Raw genomic sequence first — 18,562 nt, forward strand, 5'->3', positions numbered from 1 at the left:
CGCTCGAAGCGCGCCCCCGCCCGGGGTCGTCACTCGCCGGGGTGGGCGAGCTCGATGTCGTGGCCCTCGGCACCGCCGCCGTTGACCGTCAGGCCGGTGGCCACCGGCGGGTAGCCGGTCGCGATGACCGTGTACTCGCCGCTGTCCAGGTCGGTGAAGGCGTACGCGCCGTCGTGACCGGTCGTCGCCGTGGCGACCACGTTGCCCGCCGCGTCGACGAGCGTGACCCGCGCGTCGTTCAGCGGACCGCCCGCGGCCCGGATCACGCCGGCGACCTGCGCTCCGGAGTGCAGCTCGATCTCGACCCGGGTGACCCCGGTGCCGCCGACCTCGACGGGCAGCGCGAGCGGGCGGTGGCCCGCCGCGGTGACCGCCACGGTCACGGCGCCCGGGACCAGCTCGGCGAAGGTGAACTCGCCCTGCTCACCGGAGAGTCCGGTGGCGAGGACGTCACCGCGGACGTCGGTCACGATGACCATGGCGCCGGGGACCGGCAGCTTGCTGTCCACGGCCTTCACGACACCGCTCAGGCCGCTGGTGCCGCTGAGCAGGATGTCGTACGCGACCGGCTCCTCACCGACGACGACCGTGGAGGCCTGCGGCTGGTAGCCGTCGGCCGAGGCGATCAGGACGTACGAACCCGCGCCGGGGGCGTCGAGGCCGTAGGCGCCGTCACCCTGGGAGACCGCGCGGCCCAGCTGACGTCCGCCGAGCGAGATCAGCGTGACCGCGGCCCGCGGGACCGGGGCGCTCTCGGAGCCGCGGACGAAGCCGCGGACCGGGGTGCCGCCACCGGTGGACGCCGTCGCCGGGACACTGCCCGCCGTCGTGGCGACCGCCTGGAGACGCTGGGTCGCGCCGTCCGAAGAGGGCTCGGAGACCGCGGCCGCCATGGCCGGAACCAGCTCCTGGGCCTCGGGGGCGCCGGCCTCCGCGACCGCGGCGGCGGGCGCCTCGGCCTCGGCGGCCGGAGCAGCCTGGGAGTTCGTCGTACGCAGCGGAATCTCCTTGATGAACAGCGTGGCGATGAGCGCGAGCAGCGCGATCGGAGCGGCGATCAGGAACACGTCCGCGATGCCGTGCCCGTACGAGCTCTCCATGATCGTGCGCAGTGGCGCGGGGAGCTTGTCCAGGTCCGGGATGGCGCCGCCGCCGGTGCCGCCGTGGCCGAGGGCAGCGCCCTTGGGGCCGAGGTCGGCGAGGCCGTCCTTGACGTAGTGCGTGATGCGCGTGGCCATGATCGAACCGAGGGCCGAGACACCCATCGCACCACCGAGGGAGCGGAAGAAGGTGACCGTGGAGCTGGCCGAACCGATGTCCTGCGGGGCGACCTGGTTCTGGGTGCAGAGCACGAGGTTCTGCATCATCATGCCGATGCCGAGACCCATGAGGGCCATGTAGATCGCGACGTGCCAGTAGGCGGTGTCGTAGCGGATCGTGCCGAGCAGGCCGAGACCCGCAGTGATGAGCACGCCGCCGGAGACCAGCCACGCCTTCCACTTGCCGGTCTTGGTGATGATCTGGCCCGCGACGGTCGACGAGATGAACAGGCCGCCGATCATGGGGATCGTCATGACGCCGGACATCGTCGGCGACTTGCCGCGCGCCAGCTGGAAGTACTGCGAGAAGAACACGGTGCCCGTGAACATCGCGACACCCACGAAGAGCGAGGCGATCGAGGCGAGCGTGATGGTGCGGTTGCGGAAGAGCCGCAGCGGGATGATCGGCTCGGCGGCCTTGGTCTCCACGAAGATGAAGATCAGCGCGAGGACGACGGCGCCGCCCACCATCGCGCCGGTCTGCCAGGAGAGCCAGTCGTACTTGTCGTCGGCGAAGGTGACCCACAGGAGCAGGGTGCAGACCGCGGCGGTGATGAAGAAGGCACCGGCCCAGTCGACCTTCACGTTGTCCCGCTTGACCACGGGGAGCTTCAGCGTCTTCTGCAGGACGATGAGCGCGATGATCGCGAACGGCACACCGACGTAGAAGCACCAGCGCCAGCCGAGCCACGAGGTGTCCGTGATGACACCGCCGAGCAGCGGGCCGCCGACGGTGGCGACGGCGAAGGTCGCACCGAGGTAGCCGGAGTAACGGCCCCGCTCACGCGGGGAGATCATCGCGGCCATCACGATCTGCGCGAGGGCGGACAGACCACCGACGCCGATGCCCTGCACCACGCGGCAGGCGATCAGCATGCTGGGGCTCTGCGAGAGCCCGGCCACGACCGAGCCGCCCACGTAGATGATCAGGGCTATCTGGACGAGCGCCTTCTTGCTGAAGATGTCGGCGAGCTTGCCCCACAGGGGCGTCGTCGCGGTCATCGCGAGCAGCGAGGCGGTGACGACCCAGGTGTAGGCGGACTGGCCGCCGCCAAGGTCGCCGACGATCTCGGGAAGGGCGTTGGTGACGATCGTCGACGACAGGATCGCGACGAACATGCCGAGCAGCAGCCCGGACAACGCCTCCATGATCTGCCGGTGTGTCATCGGAGTGCCGCTGCCGGGGGCTGAGCCTCCATGCTTGGCGTGGCTGCCCCGCACACCTGCCGGTGTGGTTGTTGCCATGGGGTTCCTTTACTTACGCGGGTGTACGGGTGGTCTTTTCGGTGGCATCCGGAAGCGCCTGCGCGAGACGCGGCGAGTAACGGCAGTCGCCGAAGCTGTCGCGGAGCCGGCTCATCATCGCGATCAGCTGTCCGACCTCGTCGTCGGACCAGTCGCTCAACCGGTAGGCGAGCAGTTCGGTCGAACGCTCGGAGAGCAGCTCGATCTGCTTCACGCCCTGGTCGGTGAGGCTGAGGATGCGGGAGCGCTTGTCAGCGGGGTCGGGCGACCGGTCGATCCAGCCGCGTTCGGCGACGTGCGCCACGTGGCGGCTGGTCACGGACATGTCTACGGCGAGCAGTTCCGCCAGGCGGCTCATCCGCATCTCGCCGTACTGGGCGAGAAGCATGAGGACCGCGGCCGAACCGGCCGGACAGTCGTGCGGCAGCGACCGCGCGAGGTCTCGTTTGACGGCACCGAATGCACTGAACTGTCGGGCGAGCTGTTCGTACTGACTCTGCTCGGCCACGGCACCTCCTACGTTCGTTGCTTAGGGCAACCATAGAGACAGTTGGTTGCCGCAGGCAAACGAAAAGGGGTGCATAAGAATAAAAACCCGGTAAAGGGGAGGGGTTGCACATGTAAAGTCGCAGCTCAGGATGGGTGTGGCGTCGCCCGCACGTATTCGCTAGGGTCCTTCCCCATGGCACACAACCCCCAGGGCCCGGCCCCCGAAGGCAACTACGACCCCGCGGGGAGCACCCAGATGTTCCGCGCCTTCGTCGACGAACCGGCCTCGCAGTCGCGCCAGCAGGCGGCCCCGGCGAAGTCGGGACCCGGCGCCGGTCTGATCCTCGGCATCGTGCTCGCCGTCGTCATCGTGGCGGGCGTGGCCTGGCTGGCTCTCAAGTAGGTCTTTCAGGTCCTCCGGCTCTCGCCGGAGAGCCGTTCACTTCCATTCGACGGAGACGTCCCGCGTCTCCACGTGCATGCCGATCGGCACCCGCCAGGCGTCGACACACACGGTCCAGGTCTTCTTCTTCCGCTTCCCCGCGTCGATCGGCACGGGGAGGTCCTGGTTGGACTCGACGGTGGCCCAGTCGATGCCGAGGGCGCCGATGATGTGCGTCCCGAACGTCACCGTGCCCGAACGCACCGCGGTACCACCGGTGTTGACCATGTCCAGGGTCACGTCCTCGCACCACCGCTTGTCCGTGGCCTTGCGCTCCGGGTCCCCGGTCTTCAAGGCGGCGGGCCCGCTCGGAGTGCTCGGGGTGCCGGTACCCGGGGCGGACGGCGTCGTCGCCCCGCCGCCGGACCCGCCCGCGCCGGTGGACGGCTGCCCGGACCCGTCGGGCCCCGAGGCTTCTGGTGCTCCCGTGTCAGAGCCCCCCGCGTCCGCCTCTGGGCCGGACCCGGCGTCCGTATCGCCCGAACTCCCGCCGCTACCAGGGGACTTGTCGCCGCCCCCGCCGCTCCCGTCTGCTCCGCCGCTGCCCGGGGTGCCCGAACCCGCGGCGTCCGGCGGATCCGAGGCGGCCCCGTCCAGCGGTACCAGCTCCACGTCACCGGTCGGCGCCACCGTGCGGCCCGGCGTCCCATCGGGCGTGGCCCCGGCCGCGCCGACCGCCACATAGCCGTCCCCGCCACCGGAACTCCCGCACGCCGCAAGGAGACCGCCCAGGCAGACCACGGCCGCCGTCGCACCCGTCAGGGCGCCTCGGCGGCCGCGTATCGATGCTCGTCGCATCGCGCCAGTGTGTCTGACGGTCCGTCAATTCGGAACCCCGTCAACGGCACCGGCGCCGCGCGACGCACGTCAGTCGGCGATCAGGCCTTCCCGGAGCTGCGACAGGGTCCGCGTGAGCAGGCGCGACACATGCATCTGCGAGATGCCGACCTCCTCGCCGATCTGCGACTGCGTCATGTTCGCGAAGAAGCGCAGCATGATGATGCGGCGCTCACGCGGCGGGAGCTTGGCCAGCAGCGGCTTGAGCGACTCGCGGTACTCCACGCCCTCCAGGGCCGTGTCCTCGTAGCCGAGGCGGTCCGCGAGCGAGCCCTCGCCGCCGTCGTCCTCGGGCGCCGGGGAGTCGAGGGAGGAGGCGGTGTAGGCGTTCCCCACCGCGAGTCCGTCGACCACGTCGTCCTCGGAGACGCCGAGCACCGCGGCCAGCTCGGGCACGGTCGGCGAGCGGTCCAGCTTCTGTGCCAGCTCGTCGCTCGCCTTGGTCAGCGCGAGCCGCAGCTCCTGGAGCCGGCGCGGCACGCGCACCGACCAGGACGTGTCACGGAAGAAGCGCTTGATCTCGCCGACGACGGTCGGCATCGCGAACGTCGGGAACTCCACGCCGCGTTCGCAGTCGAAGCGGTCGATCGCCTTGATCAGGCCGATCGTGCCGACCTGGACGATGTCCTCCATCGGTTCGTTACGGCTGCGGAAGCGGGCCGCCGCGTACCGGACCAGCGGGAGGTTCAGCTCGATGAGGGTGTCCCGTACGTAGCCACGCTCGGGGCTGTTCTCGTCGAGTGCGGCGAGCCGCAGGAAGAGGGAGCGGGACAGGGTGCGGGTGTCGATGGCTTCGGAAGCCCCGGATACGGGCGGGCTGTGAAGCACGTCGGGCGCTGACGCGCTCTTGCTGAGCGTGAGCACCTTCGAGCTGCCCTGGACTGCGGACATGCCACCCCCTTGAGGTCGCGGACGGTCGCGGCGGGCGCTCCCGTCTGGAAGGAACGCAGCCTCCACCTGAATACCGGAGGCGGGACTGCGGCAAACGCGGTTCCCGCAGAATGTCACATGTCGGCAACACGCTGTAGTGACATGTCGACATGGATGGGGTGAATCCGTGCAGGAAAAGGGGGGTGTGGCGGGGAACTGACGTATTTCGGCGGGGAAGTGCCGAGAAAGGCACTCCACCCGTTCCGGTTACGCTTCGATCCTGTTTGCGGATCTGAGCCGCGCGAAGCTTCTGGCCAGCAGTCTTGACACATGCATCTGGGAAACGCCCAATTCCGCGCTGATCTGTGACTGCGTCAGATTGCTGTAGTAGCGCAGCAGCAGGATCCGCTGCTCACGTTCGGGCAGCTGAACGAGCAGATGCCGTACGAGATCGCGGTGTTCGACCCCGTCGAGCTCCGGGTCCTCGTAGCCGAGCCGGTCGAGCAGGCCGGGCATCCCGTCGCCCTCCTGGGCCGCCTCCAGCGATGTCGCGTGGTACGAGCGCCCGGCCTCGATGCACGCCAGGACCTCGTCCTCGGCGATGCGCAGGCGCTCGGCGATCTCGGCGGTGGTGGGGGTGCGTCCGAACGCCGTGGTGAGGTCCTCGGTCGCGCCGGTCACCTGGACCCACAACTCGTGGAGCCGGCGCGGCACGTGGACCGTGCGCACGTTGTCACGGAAGTAGCGCTTGATCTCGCCGACGACGGTCGGCATCGCGAACGTCGGGAACTGCACGCCCCGCTCGGGGTCGAAGCGGTCGATCGCGTTGATGAGCCCGATCGTGCCGACCTGGACGACGTCCTCCATCGGCTCGTTGCGGCTGCGGAAGCGGGCCGCCGCGTACCGCACGAGCGGGAGGTTGGCCTCGATGAGGGCGGCGCGCACCCTGGTGTGCTCGGGGGTCCCCGGCAGCAGATCTTTGAGCTGGGCGAAGAGGACCTGGGTCAGCGCACGGGTGTCGGCGCCCCGGCTCTTCGCGGGCGGTGCTTGAGGCGCTGTACTGGCCGGCACGGTCAACGCCACCTCTGTCTCCGTCAGCTCGTCCGTCAACTCATCCGTCAAAAGCGGTCATAGCATCACAAGACATGTGCACTGTGTGCAAGCACCGCATAACTACGTGTTGAAGGGCAAGTTGGGGCATAAGAGGCGGAAAGGCCCTTCACCGTTCCGGTGAAGGGCCGCATTGTCGTTCGATCGGCTCAGAACTCGTAGTCCGCGATCACCCACGTGGCGAACTCGCGCCACTGTGCGACGCCCGCCTGGTGGGCCGGGTGCTCGATGTACCGCTTGAGCGCATCGGTGTCCTCGACCGCCGAGTTGATGGCGAAGTCGTACGCGATGGGGCGGTCCGTGATGTTCCAGTCGCACTCCCAGAACGTCAGCTCCGGGATCTGCTCGCCGAGTGCGCGGAAGGCCTTGACGCCCTCGACGACGCGGGGCTCGTCGCGCTGGACGCCCTCGTTGAGCTTGAAGAGGACCAGATGGCGGATCACGGGCACTCCTTGCAGACGCTTACAGGTAGCTCAGTTTCCGCCGCCGTTGACGACCCAGGTCATGAAGTCGCCGATGCTCTGAGCAGCGGACGAGACGCCTTCGAAGCCTATCTGGACGTAGTCCGCGGCCTTGGCCGGGTCGGTGATGATCACGTAGAGGACGAACACGACGACGACGAAGAGACCTATTTTTTTCGTCTGCACCACGCTCTGGCCTCCCCTTGCCCGTGTCCCGTGTGATCCCTGTGCCGGGCGTGAGTGTATCCCGGACGTCTGTTCAGCTGGTTATCCGGTTTTCGGCGCCAACGGCCCGGTGGGCAGGGCGTTTTGCCCGATCGGTCTGCGTGCGGCTGGACATGGCGGGACATGCAGAACGCCCCTCTTCTCCGGTGAGCCGGGGAAGAGGGGCGTTGTCAGCGGTAGCGGAGGGATTTGAACCCTCGGTGAGTTTCCCCACACTCGCTTTCGAGGCGAGCTCCTTCGGCCGCTCGGACACGCTACCGAGAGAGATCCTAGCCCAAGTTGGGCCGTGGTCCGAAATCCGTATCCGGGAGGCCCGTCACAGGCCCGTCCGGAGGGCTTTCCGGGGCCCCGGCTAGCGGTCCCGGAAGAAGGACGTGAGCTGCTGCGCGCACTCGTCGGCGAGTACGCCCTCGACCACTTCGGGGCGGTGGTTGAGGCGCCGGTCGCGGATGACGTCCCACAGGGATCCGGCCGCCCCGGCCTTCTCGTCGCGCGCCCCGTAGACGACCCGGTCGACCCGGGACTGCACGAGGGCGCCCGCGCACATCGTGCACGGCTCCAGGGTCACGACGAGCGTGCACCCCGTGAGCCGCCACTGCCCGAGCCCGGCGGCCGCCCGCCGGATCGCGAGGACCTCCGCGTGCGCGGTCGGGTCCCCGGTCGCCTCGCGCTCGTTGTGCCCCGAGGCCAGCACGGTCGTGCCGTCCGGGGCGAGTACGACGGCCCCGACGGGCACGTCACCGCCCTCGGCGGCGAGCCGCGCCTCCCGGACGGCGAGGCGCATGGCCTGCCGCCAGGGGTCGCGTACGGGGTCCGGTGCCTGGTCTGTGGTGCTCACGGGCGGAATGTAGCCGACCACGACCGGCACCGGCATCGTCGTGGAGAGGTGGATGAATGGTGGACGGGGCGGGACCTATCGGACCGTTTCGAGGACCTCCGCCGCTCCCAGGACCTCGGCGATCTCGCTGAGGGCGTCGTTGGTGTCGAGGGCGAGCAGCTCCTTCTCGGAGACTCCGAGGTCGGCGAGGATCAGCCGGTCCCCGATCGGGCCCGGGGGCACGGCCTCCGCGTCGGGATCCGCCGCGTCGTCGTCCCCGGCCTCGTCCTCGTCGGGCGGGTCGGGCTCGCCGTCCTCGGTCCCGTCGAGATCCAGGGCGTCCAGCTCGTCCTGGTCGGGATCCTTGCCGAGCAGTTCGTCGGTGAGCAGGATCTCGCCGTACGAACTCCGGGCGGCCGCGGCCGCGTCGGATACGTAGATACGAGGGTCCTCCTCACCGTCCACACGGACGACGCCGAACCAGGCGTCCTCCTGTTCGATGAAGACGAGCACTGTGTCGTCCTCGGCACCGCCGGCCGAGGCCTCACGGGCCAGGTCGGTCAGATCCGACAGGGCCTCCACGTCGTCGAGCTCTGTATCGCTCGCTTCCCACCCGTCTTCGGTGCGCGCGAGCAGTGCGGCGAAGTACACCGTGACTCTCCCACTGGTCTCAGGTGTGCCGGTTGGGGATCCCCCCGGCGGACTGGGGAGGCGGGGAGTGCAGTTCCGAGCCCCGCCCAATCGGAATCGTGGCAGAAACCATCGCTTCAGGAGAGGTCTTCCGCCCGCTGTGTTCGCGCGGCGTCACCAGCGGAACGTGCGCATACGCATCTGCCGGCGCATTCGTGCCGCCCTTGCACGGCGTGGCCGGACCCGGTCGCGCAGCTCGCGCGCCTCGGCGAGTTCCCCCAGGAACTGGGCTCGGCGCCGCCTGCGCTCGTCCTCGACGTCCTCCTGCTCCGGGTCCTGTCCCCGGTCGCGCTGTCCCTGATCCGGCATAGGCACACCACCCCAGTAGGTCCTTTCCGCATTCCCTCCGATGGCGGGTTTGATGCCAGCACGAGGGCGGCCCGGGCCCGGTTACTGTTGAGGACATGCGGATTCACGTCGTCGACCACCCGCTGGTGGCGCACAAACTCACCACGCTGCGCGACAAGCGCACCGACTCCCCGACCTTCCGGCGCCTCGCCGACGAGCTGGTCACTCTGCTCGCGTACGAGGCCACCAGGGATGTGCGCACCGAGCTGGTCGACATCGAGACCCCGGTCTCGGGCACGACCGGCGTGAAGCTCTCCTACCCGCGGCCCCTGGTCGTGCCGATCCTGCGGGCCGGTCTCGGCATGCTCGACGGCATGGTGCGGCTGCTGCCGACCGCCGAGGTGGGCTTCCTCGGCATGGTGCGCGACGAGGAGACGCTCCAGGCGTCGACGTACGCGACGCGCATGCCGGACGACCTGTCCGGTCGCCAGGTCTACGTCCTCGACCCGATGCTGGCCACCGGCGGCACGCTCGTCGCGGCGATCCAGGAGCTGATCAAGCGCGGCGCGGACGACGTGACGGCCGTGGTGCTGCTCGCCGCCCCCGAGGGCGTGGAGATCATGGAGCGCGAGCTCGCCGGCACGCCGGTGACGGTCGTGACGGCCTCGGTCGACGAGCGGCTCAACGAGAACGGGTACATCGTCCCGGGCCTCGGCGACGCGGGCGACCGGATGTACGGGGCGGCCGAGTAGCCGCCCCGTAAGGGATCTCGTTACTTCGGTTCAGTGCAGCAGTGCTTCGGTTCAGCAGTGCTTCTTCGACGTGGCGGGCGTCGGTGAGGGATTGGCCAGCGCGGCCAGGGCCTTGTCGGCGTCCGCCTTCGTCGTGAGCTGCTTGAACGCGGTACCGATGATCAGGTCGACCTCGGCCGGCTTGGCCCGGGTGTCGGTCTTCAGTTCGGCGCCGGCGAGCTGCGTGCCGAGGACCGGCAGCGCCGCGTCGGTGGCGGCCTTGGCGCCGAGCAGCAGCCCGGGGCCCTTGACCTTCTTGTCGTACGCCTTGGTCGCGTTGCCCACGTCGCCGATGGCGAAGCCACGTTTCTTCAGCTCGTCCGCCGTCTGTTTGGCGAGACCGCTGCGGGGCGTGGCGTTGAGGACGTTGACCGTGACCTGGCCGGGCTTCGGCAGGATCTTCGGGCTCGCGGAGGCGCCGGGGGACGCGGAGGTCTTCGTCCGGCAGTCGCCGGTGGCTCCCGCGGCCGAGGCCTTGTCACCGCCGCCGGTGAAGACGTCGATCAGCTGCAGGGTGCCCCAGCCGATCAGGCCGACCGCCACGGCGGAGGCGACGACGGCGAGCACGATCCTGCTGCGCCCGCGGCTCCGGCGCATACGCGGATATTTGTCTCCCGTGATGCGGTACTTGCCGCCCATGCCGGGGGGAGTGAGCATGCTCATGGGCGCAGCGTAGTGTGCCCCGGCGGTGATTCCTACTAAATGATCATTGGCCCGCGCCGGGGACTACCCGAAAGGGTCAACGCGGGCGCCGTGGCCCGCGGCTCAGCCCAGCTCGAGGACGCGGGCGTGCAGCACCTGGCGCTGCTGGAGCGCGGCGCGCACGGCGCGGTGCAGGCCGTCCTCCAGGTACAGGTCGCCCTGCCACTTCACGACGTGCGCGAAGAGGTCGCCGTAGAACGTCGAGTCCTCGGCGAGGAGCGTTTCGAGGTCGAGCTGGCCCTTGGTCGTCACGAGCTGATCGAGGCGGACCGGGCGCGGCGCGACGTCCGCCCACTGCCGGGTGCTTTCCCGGCCGTGGTCGGGGTACGGCCGGCCGTTTCCGATGCGCTTGAAGATCACACGGAAAGCCTACCGGGCCCGGCTCTCCGGGCGCAGCCATGGAGACGGAGTGCGAGGCTGGGAAATGACGTCCTAAACACGGGCAAACCGGGAACACTCAATCCGGGGACAGGGGCCAGAAATGAGTGACAGTGAGCCGATCCCGGCCGGGCCGGCGAATGCGAAGCGTTCGTCAGGGGTAGACACGGGCGCCGGGTTGACGCCCGGAACCACCGCTTCCTCAACCCCGGGCGGGACAGGTGACGCTTCCCCCGGCGGGACCACCGCCCCCGAACCCGCAGCCGTCGCCCCCGAACCCGTCACCACCGCCCCCGCCCTCCCCGCACCCGCCCTGGAGATCGCCGCCGGGTACGCACTGGCCGGGCCCGCCCTCGACCTCGGCGCGCTCGTGTGGGACGGGCAGTGCCTGCCGGACGCGCAGATCCGGATTCCGCTGGGGATGCTCAACCGGCACGGCTTGGTCGCGGGCGCCACCGGCACCGGCAAGACCAAGACGCTCCAGCTCGTCGCCGAGCAGCTGGCCGCGCAGGGCGTCCCCGTCTTCCTCGCCGACATCAAGGGCGACGTCTCCGGCATCTCGGCCCCGGGCGAGCCGGGCCACAGGGTGTTGCAGCGGTCGGCCGAGGTCGGTCAGGAGTGGCGGGCGACCGGATTTCCCTGCGAGTTCTACGCGCTCGGCGGCATCGGCCCCGGCATCCCCCTGCGGGCCACCATCACCGGCTTCGGCCCGGTCCTGCTGTCCAAGTGCCTCCAGCTCAACCAGACGCAGGAGCAGTCGCTCGGCCTGATCTTCCACTACGCGGACCAGAAGGGCCTCGAACTCGTCGACCTCAAGGATCTGCGCGCGGTCGTCACGTTCCTCACCTCCGACGAGGGCAAGCAGGAGCTGAAGACCATCGGCGGGCTCTCCACCGCGACGGCGGGGGTGATCCTGCGCGCCCTGACCGCGTTCGAGCAGCAGGGCATGGGCGACTTCTTCGGTGAGCCCGAGTTCGACAGCAGCGAGCTGCTGCGTACGGCACCGGACGGCCGCGGTCTGGTCTCCGTACTCGAACTGCCCGCCGTGCAGGACAAGCCGCACCTTTTCTCGACGTTCCTGATGTGGCTGCTCGCGGATCTCTTCCAGGACCTGCCCGAGGTCGGCGATGTGGAGAAGCCGAAGCTGGTCTTCTTCTTCGACGAGGCGCATCTGCTGTTCAGCGGCGCGTCCAAGGCCTTCCTGGAGGCGATCACGCAGACCGTGCGGCTGATCCGGTCCAAGGGCGTGGGCGTGTTCTTCGTGACGCAGACGCCGAAGGACGTGCCGTCCGACGTCCTCGCCCAGCTCGGCAACCGCGTCCAGCACGCGCTGCGCGCCTTCACGCCCGACGACCAGAAGGCGCTGAAGTCGACCGTCAAGACGTTCCCCCACTCCGCGTACGACCTGGAGGAGCTGCTGACCTCGCTCGGTACGGGCGAGGCCGTGGTCACCGTGCTGAGCGAGAAGGGCGCGCCGACGCCGGTCGCCGCGACCCGGCTGCGGGCGCCCGAGTCGCTGATGGGGCCCATCGACGCGGCGGCGCTCGACAAGGCCGTGAAGGAGTCGGTCCTGTACGCGCGGTACGCGAACGCCGTCGACCGTGAGTCCGCGTACGAGAAGCTGACGGCCCAGGAGGCCGAGACGCAGGCGCGCAAGGAGGCCGAGGCGCAGGCCGCAGAGGCGGCGAAGGCCGAGAAGGCCGCGGCGCGGGGTTCCGGTGGGCGCGGGAAGGCCAAGCAGGACGAGTCCGTCGTGGAACAGGTGGTGGGCAGCGGGATCTTCAAGTCGCTTGCCCGGTCGGTCGGTACGCAGCTGGGGCGGGAGATCTCGCGGTCGCTGTTCGGGACGCGGCGGAGGTAGCGGAGGCAACGGTCTCAGTGATGGTCCCGGTCCCGCGGGTGCGGGGCCGGGACCGTTGTTGTGCGGGCGGCTCAGGCGCGGTCCCGGGGGTCCGTGTCCTGTGTCTTGTCGTCGGCCACTGCCGTGGGCTTCGGGGTCTCGCGTGCGGGGCGTACGGGGCGTGCCGGGCGTCCGGCGCGTCCGTCACGGACCGCTTCGGCGCGCAGGAGGGCGCGCAGGACCGCGTAAGGGTCGATGGGCATGAGGATGTCGTCCTTGTCGTGCGTGGGGGGTGGGGGTGTGCAGGCTCGGTCCGCCGGGAGGGCGGACCGGACTGTCAGCAGCGAAGGACGACGCAGCGCAGGATGTTCAGGGAGTTGAGGGTGGCGCGGGGCGCACGGGGGCGCGCGGGTGGCGCGGAAGGGTGCGCGGGGCGCACGTGGGTGGCGCGTTCGGCGGGGAGGCGAATGGCGTGCCCCGTCGGCAGGCGCAGGGCGGTGTCGGGGGCGTCCTGGTGGAGCTCGCCGGGTTCGGTGGAGGAGGACGCGGCGTGCGCGGGCGCCGCCTGGGCGCACGGGACCGTGGACGCGAACGCCGTGCCGAGGAGTGCGAGGAGGACGAGCAACGTCCGGGCCCACGCGGGCCGTCGCGCGGTGCGGCGGCCCGCGCCCGCGAGGGAGGCGCGCGTGCTCATGGACGTAAATGTCCCCCGATGGCGCCCCGAAGACGATCAACGCGGACGAGATCCGCCCTCATGGGCTACGGGAGGCGGCGTGTGCTGACGCGCGGCGGGACCTGCTTCGGGTCCTGCTCCGAGACCTGTTTCGGGTCCTGCTTCGGGACCTGGTTCGGGATCTGGTTCGGGTCCTACTTCCCCGTGGCCTTGGCCGCCTTCGCCGCCGCCTTCATCTCCTGCTTGTGCGCCCGCACCTTCGTGAGCGACTCGGGTCCCGTGATGTCGGCGACCGACCGGAAGGACTTCGCCTCGCCGTAGGCGCCCGCGGCCTCGCGCCAGCCCTTGGGGCGCACCCCGAGCTGCTTGCCGAGCAGGGCCAGGAAGATCTGGGCTTTCTGCGTGCCGAAGCCGGGCAGGTCGTTGAGGCGCTTGAGCAGCTCCTTGCCGTCCTTGACGCCTTCCCAGACGGCGCTCGCGTCCCCGTCGTAGTGCTCGACGAGGTACTGGCACAGCTGCTGGATCCGCTTGGCCATCGAGCCGGGGTAGCGGTGCACGGCCGGCTTGGTCGACAGCAGCTCGGCGAAGGCCTCGGGGTCGTACGCGGCGATCTCGTGCGCGTCGAGATCGTCGGCGCCCAGGCGCTGGGCGATCGTGTGCGGGCCCGCGAACGCCCACTCCATCGGTACCTGCTGGTCGAGCAGCATGCCGACGAGCGCGGCCAGCGGGCTGCGGCCGAGGAGCGCGTCGGCGTCCGGCTCCTGAGCGAGGTGCAGAGTGACGTCCATGAGTCGATGATCGCGCGGCCCGGGCCCGGACGCACCCCATTCCGACTTAGGTTAGGCTGGCCTAATCTGTAGGGTGCGTGAAGGTGGGGCGGGGAAAGCGTGGGCGTCGAGGTCTACCGGGACGAGTGGGGCATACCTCACCTCCGTGCCGACAGCGCGCGGGAACTGGCCCACGCCCAGGGGTACAACGCCGCCACCGACCGGGCCTGGCAGATCGAGGTCGAACGGCACCGCTCGCAGGGCACGTCCGCCGCCTTCCTCGGCGCGGAGTCGGCCGGCTGGGACCGGTTCGCCCGGCAGGCCCGTATCGACGACACGGCCCGGCGCTGCTACCGCGCGCTCGACGAGGAGGCGCGTGGCTGGCTCGACGCGTACGTGGCCGGGGTCGACGCCGGACTGCGTGAACTCGGCGGCGCCGCACCCGAGTTCGCCCGCACCGGTCTCGAACCGGGCCGCTGGCGGCCCTGGACCCCCCTCGGTATCTGGCTGTCCACGCACATCCTGTTCACCGGCATGCCCGCCAAGCTCTGGCGCGACGAGGTCGTACGGCGCATCGGTCCCGGAGCCGTCGGTCTCTTCGCCATGGACGGCCCCGGCACCTCCGGCAGCAACGGCTGGCTCGTCACCGGCGAACGCACCGCCACCGGCGGCCCCCTCATCGCCGGCGACCCGCACCGCTACATCGAGGACCCGGGCGTCTACCAGCAGATACGGCTCGCCTGCCCGGAGTACGACGTCGTGGGCCTCGCCGTCCCAGGCGTGCCCGGCATCGGCCACTTCGGCCACACCGGCACCGTCGCCTGGGCGATCACCAACGCGATGGCGGACTACCAGGACCTGTACCGCGAGCGGCTGCGGCGGCTCCCGGACGGCGGTGTCGAGGCGCTCGGGCCCGACGGGTGGCGGCCCGCGTTCCGCAGTGTGGAGACCTTCGAGGTGGCGGGCGCGGGGCCGCAGGAGGTCGAGGTCGTCGAGACCGAACGCGGGACGGTCGTCATCGGCGGACCCGATGAGGGCGAGGGCATCGCACTGCGCCAACCACCGCGCGTACGCGAGGACTTGGGGTTCGCGGCACTGCCCGCCCTGCTCCGCGCCCGCACCGTCGCCGACGTGGACCGGGCCTTCGACCGCTGGGCCGAGCCCGTCGACGTCGTCCAGGCCGCCGACACCGACGGCGGTCTCCTGCACCGCGTCGCGGGCGCCGTGCCCGAGCGCGACCCCGAGAACCTGCTCCGCGTCGTCCCCGCCGACGAGCCCCGGCACGCCTGGCGCGGCCTGCGCGAACTGCCCCGCGAGCCGGTCGGCACCGTCGCCGTCATGGCGAACCAGCGGGGCCTCGCCGCGCCCCTCGGCATCGAGTTCGCGCCGCCGCACCGCGCCGACCGCATACGGGAGTTGCTCGACGCGCGGGAGAAGTGGACGGCGCCCGGCATGGCCGCCGTCCACACCGACACCCGCCTCGCCTCCGCCCGCCCCCTGCTCGACCTCGTGGCCCGCCTCGACGCCCTCGGCCCCGAAGCCGGGGCGCTCAGGAAGCGGCTGCTCGCCTGGGACCGGCACATGGACGCGGACAGCGCGGACGCCGCCGCGTACGCGCGGGTGCGCGCGGCGGTCGTACGGAAGCTGGCCGCGCACCCGGCGTTCGCACCGCTCGCAGGGATGGGGGAGGCGTACCCGGAGATCTTCCGGCCGTGGCTGGCCCTCGCGCCGCGCATCGCGTACGCGCTGGAGGCTCTGTTGACGACCCGTCAATTCCCGGACGTGGACCGGGCGGAGGTTGTCCGTGAGGCGGTCGAGGAAGTGGCCGAAGTCGCGGCGGCCGGGGAGACCTGGGGCGAGCGGCACCGGCTCGCCGCCTGGCGGGCACTCCCTGGCGAGGACGAGGACGAGGACGAGGTCAGGCCGGGCCTGTCCGGCGACCACGACTGCGTCCTGTCCACGTCGAGCGTCCCCGGCGTCACCGACCTCAGCGCCCGCGGCCCGGCCGCCCGCTACGTGTGGGACGTCGACGACCGCGCGAACAGCCTGTGGGTGGTCCCGCTCGGCGCGTCCGGGGTCCCCGGCTCCCCGCACCGCCGCGACCAGCTCCCCATGTGGCTGCGCGGCGAACTGGTCCCCGTAGTCACGGACTGGACCCGCCTCACCAAGGAACACCGGCACCACCCTCATCAGAAGGAGCCCCGCGTGTACGAGCAGACCGTCGAAGGGTTCGGCACCGTCCGGGTCGGCCCGGTCGACCCCGCCGCCGACCTCGACGTGATCCACAGTTGGGTGCGTGAGGAGCGCGCCCGGTTCTGGGGCATGCAGGGCGCGAGCCGCGAGCAGGTGCGGGAGGCGTACGAGCACCTCGACTCGCTCACCACGCACCACGCCCACCTCGTCCGCCTCGACGGCGAGCCTGTCGCGCTCTTCCAGACGTACGAGCCCGAGGCCGACCGGGTCAGCGAGTGTTACGAGGTCGAGGACGGCGACATCGGCGCGCACTTCCTGATCGCCCCGGCCGCGGAGGGAGCTGTGCACGGCTTCACCGGAGCGCTCATGAGCGTCCTCATCACGTATGCGCTCGAAGGGCACGGCAAGCGGCGGATCGTGGTCGAGCCCGACGCGCGCAACGCGAAGGCGGTCGCGCTCCTGGAGCGCGCGGGCTTCGAACTCGGCCCCGAGATCGTGCTCCCGGAGATCGACCTGCCGGAGGTGTTCCTCCCGGAGAAGCGGGCCCGGATCGCCTTCCTCAAGCGCTGATCAAGCGCTGATCAATCCCTTGCTGACGGCCCGCGGGCTCAGCCTCGTACGAGCATGATCACCGAGGCGGAGACGCCGACCACGACGATCACCGCACGAAGGACCGCCGGGGGCAGCCTGCGGCCGAACTTCGCGCCGGTCAGGCCGCCCAGCGTGGAGCCGACGGCGATCACCGCGGCCGCCACCCAGTCGACGTCGGCGACGGCGATGAAGACGACCGCGGCGACCCCGTTCACGATCGAGGCCAGGACGTTCTTCGCCGCGTTGAGGCGCTGGAGGTCGTCGTGGATGAAGCTGCCGAACATACCCATGAGCAGCACGCCCTGCGCGGCGCCGAAGTAGCCGCCGTAGACGCCTGTCCCGAGCACCCCGAACCACATCGGGACGCCGCCGTCGGCGCGCGTCGCCGTGGTCTGGCGCTGCTTCGACCAGCGGCTGAGCCTGGGTTGGAGCACGACGAGGACGCAGGCGGCCAGGATGAGCACGGGCACCACCGCCGTGAACGCGTCGGCGGGCAGCTTCAGCAGGAGCAGCGCTCCCGTGAGCCCGCCGATCAGCGAGGCCGTACCGAACCGGATCAGCCGCTTCTTCTGCCCCTTCAGCTCGCGCCGGTAGCCGTAGGCGGCGCTGAGCACGCCGGGTACGAGGCCGATGTTGTTCGACACGTTGGCGAGCACCGGCGGATAGCCGAACGCGAGGAGCGTAGGGAAGGTGATGAGCGTTCCGGAGCCGACCACCGCGTTGATCGCGCCGGCGGCGACACCGGCCGCTCCGACGGCCACTGCTTCAAGTGCATCCACGTCCGAGATCGTTTCGGAGCCCGACATGCAAGTCAATCCTCGCCATTCCTTGGAGAGTTCCAAGGTCTGGCTTGGGTGTGACCGAATGGCTACGTTGGCGCCGTGACCCTCGACGATCTCCGTGTATACGTCGCCGTGTGCGAGGCGGGCAGCCTCAGCGCCGTCGCCCGCGACCTCTCCTGTACGCAGTCGGCGGTGAGCCAGCACATCAGGCGCCTCGAACGGGAGGTGGGTGTCAGCCTCCTCGAACGGCACGCGCGCGGTGTCCTGCCGACCCCCGCCGGGCGCATCCTGCGGACCGCGGCCGCCGAGGGCATCGGCGGTATCGACGTCGCCGTGCGCCGCCTGCGCGACCTGGCCCGCGGCGAGAGCGGCGCGGTGCGCGTCACCACGGGCGCGACGACCGTGCGCCACTTCATGTCCGAGGCCATCGTCGGCTTCCGGCGCCGCCACCCCCGGGCGAGCCTGGAATTCCAGACGGTCAGCTCCAGCCACAGCGCCTACGAGGCGCTCGCCGCGCACGACCTCGACCTCGCGTGGGTCACCATCGGCGCGCCGGAACGCGGCGTCGAGCAGCGCCCCGTCGTCGAACTTCCGTGGGTCCTCGCGGTGCGCCCCGACGATCCGCTGGCCGGCCGGGCCCGTATCGACCCCGGCGACCTGGCCGCCGCCCACCTCATCAGGCCGCCCGAACAGTCCACGTCGCGCGCCCACCTCGACCGGCACTTCACCGGGCTCGGGATCGTCAGGCCGGCCGGGCCGGACGCGGGCGTCGCCGACTGGGCCACCGCCGTGCACCTCGCCGAACTGGGCCTCGGCCACGCGCTCGTCCCCGAACTGCCCGGCTGGCGCGGCCGGGACCGCGCCGGCGGCCCGGTCCTCGTCCCCGTACCGGACCTGCCGCCGCTCGCGGTCGGCTGGGCGGTCCGGCGCTGGTCCACGCTGACCCCGCTGGCGAGGGCCTTCGCGGACCTGGTGGCGGAGCACTGCGGGAGGTAGGGGCGCGGGGAGGCGAGGGCGCGGGAGGCAGGAGGGAGGGTCTTCACGCGGTTGCG

The 18,562-nt window shown here is 70.8% G+C and carries 21 protein-coding genes and 1 tRNA gene; 5 read left to right on the top strand and 17 right to left on the bottom strand.

Annotated features, from left to right (window positions below; genetic code table 11):
* Window positions 1–29 precede the first annotated feature (29 nt).
* A complete protein-coding gene (locus ACIPWY_RS15005) occupies window positions 30–2,564 on the bottom strand; it encodes an MFS transporter (protein ID WP_401533418.1) in 2,535 nt (844 codons plus the stop codon).
* 13 nt (window positions 2,565–2,577) lie between these two features.
* On the bottom strand, window positions 2,578–3,072 hold the full coding sequence (locus tag ACIPWY_RS15010) for a MarR family transcriptional regulator (RefSeq protein ID WP_362908478.1): 495 nt from the start codon (window positions 3,070–3,072) through the stop codon (window positions 2,578–2,580).
* A gap of 174 nt (window positions 3,073–3,246) precedes the next feature.
* Here ACIPWY_RS15010 and ACIPWY_RS15015 point away from each other — a divergent pair, with 174 nt between their 5' ends.
* Window positions 3,247–3,456 (top strand): hypothetical protein, encoded by a 210-nt coding sequence (locus tag ACIPWY_RS15015; RefSeq protein WP_362908477.1) that lies wholly within the window; start codon window positions 3,247–3,249, stop codon window positions 3,454–3,456.
* Between the two features lie 36 nt (window positions 3,457–3,492).
* On the opposite strand, the gene ACIPWY_RS15020 is transcribed toward ACIPWY_RS15015, so the two are convergent.
* The 9 genes from ACIPWY_RS15020 to ACIPWY_RS15060 form a co-directional block, all read right to left on the bottom strand.
* Window positions 3,493–4,293: a hypothetical protein gene (locus ACIPWY_RS15020; RefSeq protein WP_401533421.1), complete on the bottom strand. Its 801-nt coding sequence runs from the start codon at window positions 4,291–4,293 to the stop codon at window positions 3,493–3,495.
* A gap of 69 nt (window positions 4,294–4,362) precedes the next feature.
* Window positions 4,363–5,223, bottom strand: coding sequence for an RNA polymerase sigma factor SigF (locus tag ACIPWY_RS15025; protein ID WP_362908475.1), 861 nt, complete (start codon window positions 5,221–5,223; stop codon window positions 4,363–4,365).
* A gap of 246 nt (window positions 5,224–5,469) precedes the next feature.
* Complete coding sequence (locus ACIPWY_RS15030) at window positions 5,470–6,285, bottom strand: RNA polymerase sigma factor SigF (RefSeq protein WP_116513552.1); 816 nt, start codon at window positions 6,283–6,285, stop codon at window positions 5,470–5,472.
* Between the two features lie 176 nt (window positions 6,286–6,461).
* On the bottom strand, window positions 6,462–6,755 hold the full coding sequence (locus tag ACIPWY_RS15035; RefSeq protein ID WP_100599123.1) for a Dabb family protein: 294 nt from the start codon (window positions 6,753–6,755) through the stop codon (window positions 6,462–6,464).
* A 30-nt stretch (window positions 6,756–6,785) separates the two neighbouring features.
* A complete protein-coding gene (locus ACIPWY_RS15040; protein WP_100599122.1) occupies window positions 6,786–6,962 on the bottom strand; it encodes a hypothetical protein in 177 nt (58 codons plus the stop codon).
* A 210-nt stretch (window positions 6,963–7,172) separates the two neighbouring features.
* Window positions 7,173–7,257 (bottom strand) — tRNA-Ser (locus ACIPWY_RS15045).
* A gap of 93 nt (window positions 7,258–7,350) precedes the next feature.
* On the bottom strand, window positions 7,351–7,782 hold the full coding sequence (gene tadA / locus ACIPWY_RS15050) for a tRNA adenosine(34) deaminase TadA (RefSeq protein WP_362908517.1): 432 nt from the start codon (window positions 7,780–7,782) through the stop codon (window positions 7,351–7,353).
* Window positions 7,783–7,911: 129 nt separating this feature from the next.
* Window positions 7,912–8,466, bottom strand: coding sequence for a hypothetical protein (locus tag ACIPWY_RS15055; protein WP_362908474.1), 555 nt, complete (start codon window positions 8,464–8,466; stop codon window positions 7,912–7,914).
* Window positions 8,467–8,619: 153 nt separating this feature from the next.
* Complete coding sequence (locus ACIPWY_RS15060; RefSeq protein WP_362908473.1) at window positions 8,620–8,814, bottom strand: hypothetical protein; 195 nt, start codon at window positions 8,812–8,814, stop codon at window positions 8,620–8,622.
* Between the two features lie 95 nt (window positions 8,815–8,909).
* On the opposite strand from ACIPWY_RS15060, the gene upp reads away from it, so the two are divergent.
* The gene (gene upp / locus ACIPWY_RS15065; RefSeq protein WP_100599118.1) at window positions 8,910–9,545 is read left to right on the top strand and encodes a uracil phosphoribosyltransferase; all 636 of its coding nucleotides are present in this window, start codon (window positions 8,910–8,912) and stop codon (window positions 9,543–9,545) included.
* 51 nt (window positions 9,546–9,596) lie between these two features.
* On the opposite strand, the gene ACIPWY_RS15070 is transcribed toward upp, so the two are convergent.
* A complete protein-coding gene (locus ACIPWY_RS15070) occupies window positions 9,597–10,247 on the bottom strand; it encodes a LytR C-terminal domain-containing protein (RefSeq protein ID WP_362908472.1) in 651 nt (216 codons plus the stop codon).
* A 102-nt stretch (window positions 10,248–10,349) separates the two neighbouring features.
* Window positions 10,350–10,646: a type II toxin-antitoxin system VapB family antitoxin gene (locus ACIPWY_RS15075; protein WP_003955420.1), complete on the bottom strand. Its 297-nt coding sequence runs from the start codon at window positions 10,644–10,646 to the stop codon at window positions 10,350–10,352.
* A gap of 121 nt (window positions 10,647–10,767) precedes the next feature.
* Between ACIPWY_RS15075 and ACIPWY_RS15080 the strand changes: the two genes are divergently transcribed.
* Window positions 10,768–12,525, top strand: a complete 1,758-nt coding sequence (locus ACIPWY_RS15080) for a helicase HerA-like domain-containing protein (protein WP_401533426.1) — start codon at window positions 10,768–10,770, stop codon at window positions 12,523–12,525.
* A gap of 71 nt (window positions 12,526–12,596) precedes the next feature.
* Here the strand turns inward: ACIPWY_RS15080 and ACIPWY_RS15085 are convergent, their stop codons facing one another.
* The 3 genes from ACIPWY_RS15085 to ACIPWY_RS15095 form a co-directional block, all read right to left on the bottom strand.
* Window positions 12,597–12,767: a hypothetical protein gene (locus ACIPWY_RS15085; RefSeq protein WP_401533428.1), complete on the bottom strand. Its 171-nt coding sequence runs from the start codon at window positions 12,765–12,767 to the stop codon at window positions 12,597–12,599.
* Between the two features lie 74 nt (window positions 12,768–12,841).
* Entirely contained in the window at window positions 12,842–13,198 is a 357-nt protein-coding gene (locus ACIPWY_RS15090; RefSeq protein WP_362908469.1) for a hypothetical protein, read from the bottom strand.
* Window positions 13,199–13,371: 173 nt separating this feature from the next.
* Window positions 13,372–13,965, bottom strand: coding sequence for an HhH-GPD-type base excision DNA repair protein (locus tag ACIPWY_RS15095; RefSeq protein ID WP_393699158.1), 594 nt, complete (start codon window positions 13,963–13,965; stop codon window positions 13,372–13,374).
* 99 nt (window positions 13,966–14,064) lie between these two features.
* Between ACIPWY_RS15095 and ACIPWY_RS15100 the strand changes: the two genes are divergently transcribed.
* Complete coding sequence (locus ACIPWY_RS15100; RefSeq protein WP_401533432.1) at window positions 14,065–16,707, top strand: GNAT family N-acetyltransferase; 2,643 nt, start codon at window positions 14,065–14,067, stop codon at window positions 16,705–16,707.
* A gap of 38 nt (window positions 16,708–16,745) precedes the next feature.
* Here ACIPWY_RS15100 and ACIPWY_RS15105 read toward each other — a convergent pair whose 3' ends face one another.
* The gene (locus tag ACIPWY_RS15105) at window positions 16,746–17,507 is read right to left on the bottom strand and encodes a sulfite exporter TauE/SafE family protein (protein ID WP_401533434.1); all 762 of its coding nucleotides are present in this window, start codon (window positions 17,505–17,507) and stop codon (window positions 16,746–16,748) included.
* Between the two features lie 102 nt (window positions 17,508–17,609).
* Between ACIPWY_RS15105 and ACIPWY_RS15110 the strand changes: the two genes are divergently transcribed.
* On the top strand, window positions 17,610–18,506 hold the full coding sequence (locus ACIPWY_RS15110) for a LysR family transcriptional regulator (protein WP_393699154.1): 897 nt from the start codon (window positions 17,610–17,612) through the stop codon (window positions 18,504–18,506).
* Window positions 18,507–18,562: the final 56 nt, after the last annotated feature.

This window comes from Streptomyces sp. NPDC090032 (assembly GCF_044748025.1).
Classification (GTDB): domain Bacteria; phylum Actinomycetota; class Actinomycetes; order Streptomycetales; family Streptomycetaceae; genus Streptomyces.